Annotated in this window: 15 protein-coding genes; 9 read left to right on the top strand and 6 right to left on the bottom strand. The window is 40.0% G+C overall.

Translation table 11 applies throughout. The features are described 5' to 3' along the window. Positions 1-280 precede the first annotated feature (280 nt). The 5 genes from E0E36_RS25245 to E0E36_RS25225 form a co-directional block, all read right to left on the bottom strand. Positions 281-670, bottom strand: coding sequence for a hypothetical protein (locus tag E0E36_RS25245; RefSeq protein WP_130858269.1), 390 nt, complete (start codon positions 668-670; stop codon positions 281-283). 32 nt (positions 671-702) lie between these two features. Continuing rightward, on the bottom strand, positions 703-3,120 hold the full coding sequence (locus E0E36_RS25240) for a heavy metal translocating P-type ATPase (protein ID WP_130858268.1): 2,418 nt from the start codon (positions 3,118-3,120) through the stop codon (positions 703-705). 90 nt (positions 3,121-3,210) lie between these two features. After that, positions 3,211-3,774, bottom strand: coding sequence for a helix-turn-helix domain-containing protein (locus E0E36_RS25235; RefSeq protein ID WP_130858267.1), 564 nt, complete (start codon positions 3,772-3,774; stop codon positions 3,211-3,213). Between the two features lie 227 nt (positions 3,775-4,001). Next, the gene (locus tag E0E36_RS25230) at positions 4,002-4,370 is read right to left on the bottom strand and encodes a hypothetical protein (protein WP_130858266.1); all 369 of its coding nucleotides are present in this window, start codon (positions 4,368-4,370) and stop codon (positions 4,002-4,004) included. Positions 4,371-4,645: 275 nt separating this feature from the next. Beyond that, on the bottom strand, positions 4,646-5,755 hold the full coding sequence (locus E0E36_RS25225; RefSeq protein WP_130858265.1) for an ATP-binding protein: 1,110 nt from the start codon (positions 5,753-5,755) through the stop codon (positions 4,646-4,648). A gap of 430 nt (positions 5,756-6,185) precedes the next feature. On the opposite strand from E0E36_RS25225, the gene E0E36_RS28250 reads away from it, so the two are divergent. From E0E36_RS28250 to E0E36_RS25205, 5 genes are read left to right on the top strand one after another with little or no spacing between them, the layout of a single operon-like run. Beyond that, a complete protein-coding gene (locus tag E0E36_RS28250) occupies positions 6,186-6,314 on the top strand; it encodes a hypothetical protein (protein ID WP_278045580.1) in 129 nt (42 codons plus the stop codon). A 54-nt stretch (positions 6,315-6,368) separates the two neighbouring features. Further along, positions 6,369-7,502 (top strand): LpxL/LpxP family acyltransferase, encoded by a 1,134-nt coding sequence (locus E0E36_RS25220; protein WP_130858264.1) that lies wholly within the window; start codon positions 6,369-6,371, stop codon positions 7,500-7,502. A gap of 13 nt (positions 7,503-7,515) precedes the next feature. Continuing rightward, positions 7,516-8,706 carry a sensor histidine kinase gene (locus tag E0E36_RS25215; protein WP_130858263.1) on the top strand — a complete coding sequence of 397 codons (1,191 nt, stop codon included), beginning with the start codon at positions 7,516-7,518 and terminating at the stop codon, positions 8,704-8,706. Continuing rightward, entirely contained in the window at positions 8,706-9,413 is a 708-nt protein-coding gene (locus E0E36_RS25210; protein WP_130858262.1) for a LytR/AlgR family response regulator transcription factor, read from the top strand. The genes E0E36_RS25215 and E0E36_RS25210 overlap by 1 nt, the downstream gene beginning before the upstream one ends. Before the next feature lie 13 nt (positions 9,414-9,426). Continuing rightward, positions 9,427-10,632: a hypothetical protein gene (locus E0E36_RS25205; protein WP_130858261.1), complete on the top strand. Its 1,206-nt coding sequence runs from the start codon at positions 9,427-9,429 to the stop codon at positions 10,630-10,632. Here E0E36_RS25205 and E0E36_RS25200 read toward each other — a convergent pair whose 3' ends face one another. Then, on the bottom strand, positions 10,633-10,872 hold the full coding sequence (locus E0E36_RS25200) for a hypothetical protein (protein ID WP_130858260.1): 240 nt from the start codon (positions 10,870-10,872) through the stop codon (positions 10,633-10,635). 102 nt (positions 10,873-10,974) lie between these two features. On the opposite strand from E0E36_RS25200, the gene E0E36_RS25195 reads away from it, so the two are divergent. The 4 genes from E0E36_RS25195 to E0E36_RS25180 all read left to right on the top strand — a co-directional run bounded on the left by E0E36_RS25195 (position 10,975) and on the right by E0E36_RS25180 (position 13,270). Next, on the top strand, positions 10,975-11,220 hold the full coding sequence (locus tag E0E36_RS25195) for a helix-turn-helix domain-containing protein (protein WP_130858259.1): 246 nt from the start codon (positions 10,975-10,977) through the stop codon (positions 11,218-11,220). Positions 11,221-11,376: 156 nt separating this feature from the next. Further along, positions 11,377-12,240 carry an RteC domain-containing protein gene (locus E0E36_RS25190; protein WP_130858258.1) on the top strand — a complete coding sequence of 288 codons (864 nt, stop codon included), beginning with the start codon at positions 11,377-11,379 and terminating at the stop codon, positions 12,238-12,240. A 134-nt stretch (positions 12,241-12,374) separates the two neighbouring features. After that, the gene (locus tag E0E36_RS25185; protein ID WP_130858257.1) at positions 12,375-12,899 is read left to right on the top strand and encodes a hypothetical protein; all 525 of its coding nucleotides are present in this window, start codon (positions 12,375-12,377) and stop codon (positions 12,897-12,899) included. Between the two features lie 32 nt (positions 12,900-12,931). Next, positions 12,932-13,270 carry a DUF4134 domain-containing protein gene (locus tag E0E36_RS25180; RefSeq protein ID WP_130858256.1) on the top strand — a complete coding sequence of 113 codons (339 nt, stop codon included), beginning with the start codon at positions 12,932-12,934 and terminating at the stop codon, positions 13,268-13,270. Positions 13,271-13,272: the final 2 nt, after the last annotated feature.

The raw sequence follows: 13,272 nt of genomic DNA, 5'->3' as shown, positions 1-13,272 counted from the left end.
CTACCGAAACAATACCTGAAATTTTTAGCTGTTGTATTTCCCTGGTCAACAAAATAGACCTTATGTCCGTAATAGATTTTCGGACAAGGCTAGCATTTTTTATATCGTTTTTATTCATGAGAAATTTCCTCTTTGACAGTTTAGCAATATCCAAATCTACCTAACGGCTAATGTGTTGGAAGTGTGATATAACCTGTAAAATTTGTAATTTTTACGGCTCTAAAAAAACGGCGGTTCGTTTTGAATGAACCACCGTTTAACAAACGCAATCAAGTCTAGCCTAGTTATTATTTTTTAATTTATCCGCCGGAGGACTGTAGTCAGTCAACGTTGTAACACGCACAGTGTCTACTCCGCTAATATCCCAAGTAATAGGGATCATCGTCATATAACCACACTTCGGACACATATCTCCTTCTGAACCGATCATTTCTTTATGCGAGGGACAACCGGTAATCAAATGCCCAGCTGCATCTACCAACTCGCCCTTTTCATTTCTGTTGTTGCCGATTTTTCCCGGGGATTTTTCCAGCAGTTCTGTAGCGTGGTCGTGTCCATCATCCGCAGCATGTACGTGATCGTTTTTTGCCTTTTTAGCATCGCTGCCGCAGGACGAAATAATCATGACCAACAAGGCAAAAGCCCCTATTAATAATTTGTTTATTTTCATTTTTGTTGAACTAATTTAGGAAGTTAATGATGTCACTTTTTCCATTTCAAACGTAAACTGTTGCTTACCACACTGACGCTGCTCAATGCCATGGCTGCACCGGCAATCATCGGGTTTAATAAGAAGCCGTTAATTGGGTAAAGAATACCCGCAGCAATCGGGATACCAATAAGATTGTAGATGAATGCCCAAAACAAGTTTTGTTTAATGGTTGCAACAGTCTGTTTTGATAATCTTATCGACTGCGGTATCTTGGTAAGATCAGATGAAATAATGGTCATTTTTGCCACGTCCATTGCGATATCCGATCCTTTACCCATTGCGATACTTACATCGGCGGTGGCCAAAGCCGTGCTATCATTGATACCATCCCCAACCATTGCTACTACTTTGCCTTGCTCTTGCAGTTTTTTCACAAAGTCTGCTTTATGTTGCGGTAATACTTCCGCTTTGTAATGATGAATACCTGCTTGCTCAGCAATGGCTTTAGCCGTTGCCTCGTTATCTCCAGTAAGCATATATAGGTCGATACCCATATCCTGCATTTCCTTGATTGCTGCTACTGACGTTTCTTTGATTTTATCGGAAATTGCGATTACCGATAGCGCTTGTTTGCTGCTGGCAAACCAAATAACAGTTTTAGATAGTTTACCCCATTCATCAGCTTGTTTTTGCAATTGTTCAGCAATAGTGATCTTGTTTTCGGCTAACAATTTTTTGTTGCCTACATAGTATGTTTCATTATTATGATCAGCTTTTGCACCTTTACCTGTAATACTGTCAAAATTCGACAGTGAAATAGTAGAAACTTCGTCCAGATGCTTTACCACAGCTTCTGCCAAGGGGTGCTCGGATTGCTTTTCAATGCTCAATAAAATATCTTTGGTCGCATCATCATTATTTAGCCATTGAATATCGGTAAGCTGTGGTCTCCCCTCGGTAATCGTTCCAGTTTTATCTAAAACAACGGCATTTACCTTTTTTGCCAGTTCCAGACTTTCTGCGTCTTTAATCAAGATACCCTTTTCAGCACCTTTACCTACCCCAACCATAATAGCGGTGGGAGTGGCCAGGCCCAAAGCACAAGGACAAGCAATTACTAATACGGTAACAGCGGCCAATAAACCTTGCACAATTCCATTGTTGCCTCCCAAAATCAACCATAGGACAAATGTAAGGATAGCAATGCTGATCACTACAGGCACGAAAATGCCTGCAATTTTATCAACCAATTTCTGTACAGGCGCTTTACTCCCCTGTGCATCCTGCACCATTTTGATGATTTGAGCAAGCATGGTTTCTTTACCCACTTTAACGGCTTGGAAGCGAAAACTGCCTTTTTGATTAATCGTTCCTGCAAATACCTTTTCTTTTTCTTTTTTTAGTACGGGCACCGGTTCGCCACTTAGCATACTTTCATCCACATATGAAGTGCCTGAAGTTACCATACCATCTACTGCGATTTTTTCGCCCGGTTTTACCAAAATAACATCCCCTACGTTCACCTCTTCAATGGCTTTTTGTCTTTCTGTGCCGTCTGTTTCTATTATAATAACTGTTTTTGGTTGTAATCCCATTAATTTTTTAATGGCTGATGAGGTATTCCCCTTAGCTTTTTCCTCCAATAATTTACCTAATAGAATAAAGGCAATGATAACCGCTGCGGCTTCAAAATACACGTGTGCGTGTAAACCTCTCCGATGCCAGAAGTCCATAAACAGCATATTGAATACGCTGAATATATACGCAATACCTGTACTTAATGCAACCAAGGTATCCATATTGGCAGAACGATGTTTAGTCTGTTTCCATGCGTTGATAAAAAAGTCTTTGCCTAGCCAAAGAACTACTGGAGTGGAGAAAAGCCACATGGTCTCATTGGCATAAGGTATATCCATGAAGAGCATACCAATAATGACCACCGGAAGCGATAAGATGATTGCCCAAATGGTTTTGCTTTTAAGTTTCCTGAATCTTTCGGTGTGAATCGCTTCCAGGGTTTCCTGCTGTTTGGTTTCATCTTCTATCAATAGGTCATAGCCAACACCCTGAACGGCCCGCTGAATTTTAGAAGCATCAGTCATGTTGGGTAGATATTCTACGGTAAGGTTGCCCGTAGCAAAGTTAACAGAAGCATTCACAACGCCCGGCTCGTATTTTACAATGCTTTCAACACTTCCTGCACAAGAAGCACAGGTCATCCCCAATACAGGGAAGGAATTTTTAATGGTGGGAACCCCATAGCCAAGATCTTTAATCGCCTGCACGGCTGCTGCTACCACCTCATCATTGTCCACTGTAATAGCAGCTCTATGGTTATTAAGCTCTACCTTATGGGTTTCAATGCCTTTTACCTGCGCCAATCCTTTGTCAACGATTAATGCGCAGTGTTCGCTTTCTACGTCCTCCAAAGGGAGATAAACGGTTTCTCTATTGTTATTTGCCGCCATTTTCTGATTGCTTTTATTTACAATACAAATTTGGCGACAATTATTTGGATGCCTATTGCAGAATTATGGGTTTGTTTTGTAAAATTTACTTTAAACCTTGTCCAAGGGTTTTCTTTTATCCTCTCGTATTTGCTTGAAATGACTCGTTGTAAGTCCGGTTACTTTTTTGAATTGATTGCTCAAATAGGCAACGCTCGAATAGTTTAGACGGAAAGCGATTTCGCTCAACGATAGTTCATCGTACACCAACAGTTCTTTTACCCTTTCAACTTTTTGAGCAATAAAATACTTCTCAATGGTTGTACCCTCAATTTCGGAAAACAGATTGGAAAGATAATTGTAATCGTGGTGCAATACATTACTCAATATGTCCGAAAGATTGGTTTTCGCATCATTGTCCTGATGGTGCACCAAATCAATGATAACGTTTTTTATCTTTTCAATTATCCTGCTCTTCTTGTCGTCTATGAGCTGAAAGCCCAAGGGGATCAAAGCATTTTCCATTGCCGCACGCTCCTTGGTGGTCAAATCTTTTTTTAGCGTAATTTCACCCAGCTTTACGCTATTAACCGCTATGCCAAGCTTTTCGAGTTCATGTTGAACTACGAGAATGCAACGATTGCAGACCATATTTTTTATAAATAATGTACGCATATTTCGCTAAATCAATATGAATATTTTGCATAAACATATATGACAAATGTAGAATAAAATAAGTATTTATTAAGAACGGTTAAGTGATGCGATTAAGCACCTGTATAGGAAAGTACATGAAGAAAACAGCTAACATCTGCTCTATTGTAGGGGTATATGGACAATTAACCCCCTGTTTATGCATACTATTTATGAAGGCACTTCATTGGTTATATTTTCATTGTTCATCACCAAAAATTCGCTATTGGCAATGCATAAAAAGCGGTATCGGTTTTTTGTTGCCAAGGTGCCTGATGAAAGTGCCAGCATTTTTCAATTTTGTCGAAGCTTTTTCCAATGTCTATCTTTCCCCATTGATAGCCCATTTTGTAAGACTTTCCGTTTGTGCTAATTGAACCAAATACCGTTGGGTACGATGATCCGGAAACGCCATTGGTATATTGCACAGCTTTTTCTATACGTAATTTCGTTCCAGCCGGAAATGTGACAATTTCTTCCAAGTCGGGCACTGCCATATTCTTTCGCTCTTCCACATATTGCCATTGCGGATGCAAACTATCTAACAGGATAAAGGGATAATCAGTGTTATCATTCATACGGATTTTTTCTTTAAACAGTATTGTTTCCCTATTCAGTACAACGGTTTTCCCCACTCATTCTTTGAACGGCTTGTATTTATTAAGGCTGGTGGACTTGGTTTTTATTGTGCCGTACAGGATAAGGAGAAAAAACCAACACCTCCAATGATTATCAACGCAACGATACCCATTATTTTCTTGATCGTCATATTACTTTTTGTCGGTTATATAGACCTCTGTCAATCCGTCGGATGATTTGAAACGTATGTTATATCCCGTTTGTTTCGATAGTTTTAGCGGCGGGGCATACTTTCTGTTTCAAAATCTGTACTATTGAGTTGTTCTTTTGGCTTATGGCCTTTATTCATTTCCGTATTCCTTGCAAGATAATAGTCTTCTCCTTCAACTTTGACTACTTTAAACCAGCCATAACCAATTTTTGCACCTATGGGGGTACCTTTTCCTTTGTACGCTTCGTAATGTCCAAAATAAATATCACCTGCTGCAGGAGCTTCTACCAGTCTGGGAGGTCTTGCACCATTAAGAACAGATTTTACGAGTTCATTCGCGAGGATACTTTGCAATAGTGTAGTCTTACCTGTTCCTGGTGGATCATTTACTGCCAGTATGTTGCCATTTGTTTGCTGTTCGTATACCAGCAGTGACTTTCGTTGGGAATTATTTAGCGGGAATTGATTGCTGAACTGTTCGTAGTGGCCAGGTTCTGCAAAAAGCAAATTGTCAGCTGGAATCTTTCGTATTGATTTGGGTGTAAAATCTAATATGCTGGATAGTAGTAAAGGAAAGGCTCCGCTTTTCTGAAGGTCGGCATAGGTGTTCAGGATATTTTGTGCAGAAATTAGTTTATCCGATTTGATGATGCACACTTCATGCTTCGCGTTAAATTCATCGAATACTACTTTATAGTTCCTATAACCTGTTATCTTTTCAAAGAACTTAGCGGCACTTTCCCAATAGTTGTCAAAAGATTTATAATCAAACCGATGGTTCTCCAGGGCACTATCATAACTGTCCATCGTGCTGAGAATGGGCCAGATACCTGACGCTATTGAAATAGGTTCTAAAAAGCTTCGGCATATCCAGGGCTTGCGCAGGGATTCGTCTACAATAATCGTTCCTTCATGAGTTAACTTAACCTCTATCCAGAAAGGGAAATTCTTTTTTATTTCACCTTTGTTCTTTCCGTGCGCTACTTTAGTTGATATATAAAATGGAGAGATGAGTATGTTGATAGATTTTAGATTTTCATTTGACAGATCAGATTTTGAACCAACGAAATGACCTTTTTTTTCACAGACATCTGGAGATATATCGGAAAGCTCACCATCTGCCAAGCTGTTTCTATAATATTTTAGCCAATTGCCAATAAGCGTATTCTTCATTAATGTTATAACCGGTATATTATATTTATAGGATAAGTTTGTCTCAGCGTTAAATTTAAATAAAACTTTAGGAATGCAAAAAGAATTTCGGTATACTCATAATAGATACAGAAATGTGCACATAATTTCATTTTAACTAGACTTTCAGTTAATAGTTTAAGATCAGAAATACTCCTGACATTTTGTTACCCCATCTTTTCACTACATCGAAAATCTTTACCTCCGCTGTAATGTCGCTATAAAACTTTCGCATACAGAAAAGCGACATTCACATATAGAATCCCGCTATTTAAACCAAGTTAGTTGGACAGACCTCCCTAACGCTCGAAATTCGCTATCGGATATCCAGAAAACCCGTGGCCATTGGTAGGGCGTAACCGAAAACCCTTGATCAGAGTAGGCAATGGTTTAATTATACATACAAAAAAAGATGAAACGTAAAAGTGGAAAATCCCGGACAGGAAAACTCTTCAGCCGGCCCATTACATTGCTCGCATTGGAGGCTGTTATGCTGGTAGCAGAAACTGAAGATAAATGTATCCCTTATGAGGGACTATAGAAGTAGTGTTTACCGCCCGGCGGTTTTCGACCGTCGGGCTAAATCATTAAAAAAATGGAGAATGCTCTTGTAAAAAGTCATACTCTCAGCTTTGCTATCAGTGGTATAAAGGTTCCTTTAGAACCTACAAACCCCTTCTGGTACAAATTTCAGGTGGTGAGTGCAAGCTTTCGAAATTTTCTTCCATCGATGGAATATGGAGAGCACGAGTCAAATTTCTTTAAACTGTTGACCAACCAGCAGCAAAGCTATTTTGAACAGTCACTCCCAGATGTACCCAAAAACCTTAAAGTTCGCTTTCATGGCTATGCTTTGCAGGACATAAAAGCCAGACCGGGAGTAATTGCTACCTTTCATAGCGGATCTTTCCGGATGATCGGGCATTACCTGGCAAAAAATGATATTCCATTTGTACTGGTGGTTTCAAAAGACGGGATGCAAAGGGAAACAGAGCTGGTTGATTCTAAATATGACAACAAAAAAATAGAACACCTTGGTTTTAGTCTGATCAATGCCAACGATAAAAGTAGCCTACTGCGAATAAATAGAGAATTAAGGGACGGAAAAAATATTTTAGTTTATGTAGATGGTAATACCGGAACAGGAGACGACCTGACGAGCCGTAACCTTATATCCATCCCTTTTCTGAACCAACATGTCAAAGTAAGAGCAGGGGCAGCTTTTATTTCTTACCTGAGCAAATCCCCGATTTATCCGGTAGTTTCTACACGGCAATGGAAGCGTGTTCCCTGTCTCGATTTTTTTCCTCCGATATTACCGAATAAGGAGCTTAATAGGCAAATATTTATAGGGCAGGCCGTTTCACGAATCTATAAACATCTGGAGAAAGTTGTCTCCATAAAGCCCTGGCAATGGGAAACATGGCTGCATTTGCATGAGCATGCCGATATCGTCAATCCGATCGCGGAACAGATATCCGAACCAATTATCACAGAAGGAAAAAAGAAAAGACTGATCAGATTCAACGAAGAGGATTATAGCTTTTTCAGTATAACCGGCAAATATTTTCTTTTCAGGAAAAGAGATTATCAATGTTTCGATATCGAACACTGGTTATATAAGCGGCTGGAACAGATTTACAGAAGGGATTATCCTTTTACAGTCCCTTTATTACAGCGGAATCATATGAGCGATCTCATAACCGGCAGAGTTGTTCTGGAAATCTAAAAAAGAAGAGAATATGCAATCATTAGATGCTATCAGTGCAAAGAGAAATAACGTTCTTTGCACACTTTTTTACGGAAAATGGCCTAATTTTTTTATCTTGTGGAATGATGAACCAAAAAATCCGGAAGATATGGCCACTTTTTTCCGTAAACACCCCCTGTTGTTCAATTTTATCTGTTGGATAATCTATGCCCAGTTTGTATATATCTACAACCTACCCAAAATCAGTTATGTCGACTACAGTCATATACTTTTTCTCTGCTTGTTGTATTCGATTATCTTTTACAGTAATTTCTTTCTCTTTAAATTTATCGAAAGCCGGAAAATAAATATTGGGATCGCTATATTATTGGTAATCTCCACTTTCTTTATACTGGCAGCACTGGGCTATGTTTGCATCTATGGAATATTGCCGCTATTTGGGGCTAAATTATATTATGAGGATGTGCCGTTTAAACTGAGCCTGTACCTGCGCAATATACTTTCCCCTTATATCAAATACGCCAGCTATGCCATTATCGTGTATTTTATACTGAAATGGTTTGCCAATCTGGCGTATAAACGCCGGATGGAAAAAGCACATTACGAAATGGAACGGGAAAAGTTCGAATATGAACAGGCATTTTTAAGAGCCCAGGTCAATCCCCATTTTCTGCATAATTCACTAAATTTTATCTATACAGAGGCGCTCTCTTTATCCAAGTCATTGGCCGAGAGCATCTACCTGCTTTCCATGATGATGCGTTATTCGTTGGACAATGCGGTGAAAGGCAAACAGCTTGTGCCGGTGCATAAGGAGCTGGAATATCTGGAAATTTACCTCGAAATCAATCGGAGACGTTTCGGCAAAGGAAAAAATATTGTATTTGAATTTGAAGGCGATCGCTATCTGCATTCGATTCCACCTTTGTCCTTTATTACACTTGTGGAAAATGCCTTCAAATATGGAGACCTATCAGATCCGCTATATCCCTTACAGATCAAGATCGTGGTCAACCGGGATAAGATTTATTTCTATAGTTCCAATAAAAAAAGGATCAGCAAAACATTGGATACTTCGGGCAGCCATGTTGGCTTGAAAAATGTGGAACGGAGACTGAAAGGTGCTTTTAAGAACAAGGCGAGACTTAGTCGTACGGAAGACAATGAGATTTATACAGTTGAGCTATTTATTGATTTTTCCAGTGATACAAAAGAAATATAATGATAAACTGTTTCGCAATTGATGATGAACCTGCCGCACTGGAACAGATTTCCCGTTATCTGGAGCAGGTACCGAACGTCCATTTGATAGGAACCGCCACAAGGCCACTCGAAGGTTTAAAAATGATCCCGAAACTAAATGTTCATGCAGTTTTTCTTGACATGGAAATGGATGAAATGACGGGTACCGAAGTGATGCGCGAGCTTGACCCTTCGGTTAAAGTGGTGGTCTGTACTGCTTATACAGAATTTGCAATCGAAAGTATCGAGCTCGATGCAGTGGATTATCTGTTAAAGCCTGTTCAATTCGATCGATTTGCAAAAGCAGTGGAAAAGCTGAAGGAAAGGATACTGCACAGAACATTGGAATTACCCACAGTAAAAAACGATTACATCTTTGTACAGATCGAACATAAAGGAAAATTAAAGAAGATAGATTTCAATGATATCATTTATGTAGAAGCAAGGGGAAACGATGTAATATTCCACAAACATGATGAATTTGTATTGACTTCCATGCGGATGGACGATGTTGAATCCGAACTGCGTCTGACTGACGGTTTTATACGAATCCACCGATCTTATATCATATCTATAAAGATGATTGACCTGATCGATGAAGGTATGGTTATACTGAAAAATAAAACAGGGCTGATCATCGGAAAAACATATAAGGACTATGTTCTAAAGACGTTGTATCAACACTAATCACCAACATGAGATGTATGCCAGATCGAACCGAATTGTGCGCGCCGATGACCTTCATGAACTCATTAATGAGGTATTGATATCAGAAACGTATTATAAAGAGAGCTTCACGTCTTATAAACGGGTCATAAAACAATATTTTTTAAGTCTGGAAACAAATATCTCGGCTACAGTCCTCCATGAGCCGTTCAGCAGGTATACATTAATAGGAAAATACCAACTCAATATAACCGATGTAATGCAGGAGTGGTGGAGGAAACTTGAACAGGAAAAGGAAAGAAGAATAAAGATAGCTTACGGGAATAACTACCGGGCTGCGGTCTATTACTATGCACTGAACCAGGGAATCCGGTTTCTGGAAGGCTTATTTCAGCACTATCCCGATTGTTTTCACGAAGACAGACCACTGCCCCCTTTTATACCCTATTTCAGGTCAACAACCTTTTTGAGGAATGTACGCACATTATTGGGAGAGCTATATAAAAATCGCGTGGATCGACAGCTGATCGTCTCCCTACAAAACTACTTTTCCGGGTTTTCTGATAAAAGCATGATGAGTTATTTTAAATGGCATCATTGGCATTATGCCATCAGGCTTGTAGCTGAATTGCCTTCACGTCTGTCTTACCTGAAATATTCGGATCGCTACGAACGGGAGCTGATCGAACAGCTGATAACCCTGAATTTCAATTATGGCCCCTTCTGTCATCTTATCAAAGAAAAAATGGCAAAGGCTGTGGAAAATCTGGACGATGAATATAAAAAAGAAGAACAATGGCTAATTTACAGAAACCAGTTGGCGCTGATCCCTGAAGTAAAAAAACAGGCCGCCGATAACCAGATGCCGTCCATAAGGCAGCAACTTTTAACATACAGTAAACGTAAGCGTAAAGAGCTCCGCAAGCGTCGAAGCTTATGGTCAAAATTTCCGGTGGGTGCAATTGATCCGGCAACGGGCCGCTACCATTTTCAGGTTTCCCTTACCGAACGGCAGCTACTTTTCTTTTTCCGCGTGCTGTTGGAAATGAAAATACTTGTGGTGGATACCAAGAAAATGTTATTTGCTTTTATAGCAGACTTTATCGGAACACCCAACAGAGAACACCTGGCGCTGCATAGTTTACTGAGTAAGGATACCATTCCCTCTCAACAGGTGATCAATAAAGTAAAACAGATGTTAACCTCAATGTTGAATTACATAAATTCCAAGTATCCCTGATCAAGGGTTCATCCTATATAGCATCCCAAGCTCTCTCAGGTAAGCCAACAGTTCATCAAACCATTCGTCGTTGATCTTTGGATGTTCTGCAACCTTTTCCAGTCCGGCATTGAAAATATCTTCTATCGTTAGCCATCCAATTTTGTTGCACGTTTTAATAAAACTAGCGCTTAAGGGGTGCTGGTTCAGGGGAAGTGTCTCCAGGCCCGTTAATTTTTCCAGTTCCGACATCTTATTCATCGGCATAAAAATAAGAATATTTTACTACTTATTAGTAGTATCTAATTAGTAGTAACTTATTAATGGTAACATATAAATATCCTTATGGCTTATTTTGTTTGTATGTCGCAAAAGGAAATATCACCATCGGAAGATGAAGATTTAAGAAAACTGGGAGAAAGGATAAAAGCACTCCGGATCAAAGCCGGGTATGCCAATTACGAAAAATTTGCCAATGCCCATGATCTAGCGCGAGCACAATATGGTCGCTATGAGGCAGGCGAAAACTTACAGTACAAAAGCCTTTTGAAAGTCATGAAAGCACTTAATGTGACACCCAAAGAGTTCTTCAGTGAAGGTTTTGACTAATATTGCACATTTTTTCTCATTTTTTCACCACCTAATACCTTTAATAGGCCGTAAATAAGCTCTGATATTACACATGTAGCTGTTCCGACACCACCTTCACCACTTTATTTCCATCCGTAAAACCTGAGTATTTGTAGCGCACCAAAATTTTTGCTTATGATACTCGAAATCGCCAATAATCTTTACCGGCAACTTTCAGATGAGCTGGCAATGATCGAACAGGAAGAAATAACAGATAAGCTGGAAATTGCCAAAAAATTGCTGACTGCGCGTTCTTATCTCGTTGAACTTAAAAACAGGACTGTAAACTATACCTTTAGCAGTGAACAGGAAGAAATAGCTTTTTTTAAGACTAAAAAGCCTACGTTTATAAGTCAGGTACTTTATTATTCTGCCAGACAACGGATTGAATTGACGAAACCGGAAGGCACGGCCGATCAACTTAAGAAATATTACCGTTATCTCCTCAAAGGGATCGAGAAATTCTATCGCGACAACCGTGAACTTCACAGCTATCATCGTTCCGGAGCTGACCACCTCGACCGCCTTCTGTTTATGCGTTCGTCTACAGAACCACCGTCATGGCTCTGTCCGGTACGGATTGACTACGACGAACGTTTCTCCACCCCGGCAGATTATCTCATCGGTAAGATTCTTTCCAATGAGCGTATGACCACCTATCTACGGAAGCTGATAGATGGAAAGGACAATGTTACCGACATCGAAGCGGGGAACGACATGGTTTGGACCGGAGAAAGCATTAATTTGCTGGAAACTGCCTACGGATGGTACTGTACCGGACAGATCAACAAGGGTCACGCGGGAATAGGTGAAATTGTCCGTAAGCTGGAAATTCTCTTCAATGTAAAAATCGGACGCCCTTACAGAAGATTTGCCGAAATCAAGCAGCGCAAAAGGCTCAGTCGTACCAAATATATTGACGAAATGGGTAAAGCTATAATCCAAAAGCTGGATGATGAAGATGCATATCGCCCGGACATCCAAAATAGACGATTTTAAATCAGATTGTCCTTCAGGTGTTTACGCGTTTATTTTTGGGTACTACCCAGTAGGTTGTCAAGCAAAAAAACGTAGTCTATCAAACTTTGCTTCGTAAAAGCTGCATAATGGAGTGCAGCTGAAAGCAAAGTATTATGTTAAAACATATCACATGGCAGGAGTTCTTACTTGCCGCCACCTTGTTGACATTCCTATGGTATATCAGCGTAATCCTGCTCCTTTTCAGAAAAGAATTAAAAAGGTTGTTGACAGGTAAAAAACACGGTGCCGAAAAAAGACCACACAGCGGAACAAAGGAGAATGACCTCGATACAGAACAAACGGAAAGCGTGGACGATGACCTGATGGGTAAGACGAAACTTCCCGAAGGGATGAGTGTCATGGGCATGGACGAATTCTCTTTCCGGAAAAGGGATGAAGAGCACAAAGAAAAAATGCTCGGCAACATTCCCGATCTGCTGGAAGAGATGAAACAGCTTTTTCAGATCCTAAAAGACGAGGAAGGGACAAAAGAAGATTTCCTTATCCTGATGGATGGATTCAAACCACGCCTCAAGGCTATCCGTACCGATTCCAACCAGCAATCCCTTAATGAATTTATTACCCGGCATGCCCCTTTTCCCCTTTCGGAAAGAGAGTTGGAAAACTTCTGGGAATAAAATTTTTTAGAGAAACTTAAAATCATCCTTATATGAATCGCAACAATCATAAAAAACAGGCTATTGCCAGGATACTCTTCGCCTTATATATCTTTTTCAGTTATCAGTTTTTCCTTTCCATTCCACTATTTGCGCAGGACGGGGATGCCGGTATCCAGTCAGCAACCGATAAGGTGAAGGGGTATTTTGATTCGGGAATTGACCTGATGTATGCCATCGGTGCGGTGGTAGGCATTATAGGAGCTGTCAAGGTTTTCAATAAATGGAATGCTGGAGAACCCGACACGAATAAAGTGGCAGCTTCATGGTTTGGAAGCTGCGTCTTTCTGGTCATTGTGGCCACTGTTCTCAAATCATTTTTTGGTGTATAAAA

This window comes from Olivibacter jilunii (assembly GCF_900607235.1).
In the GTDB taxonomy this organism is placed as follows: Bacteria; Bacteroidota; Bacteroidia; order Sphingobacteriales; family Sphingobacteriaceae; genus Olivibacter; species Olivibacter oleidegradans.
Note: the sequence above shows the minus strand (reverse complement) of the source record. Positions and strands in the feature narration are given on the sequence as shown.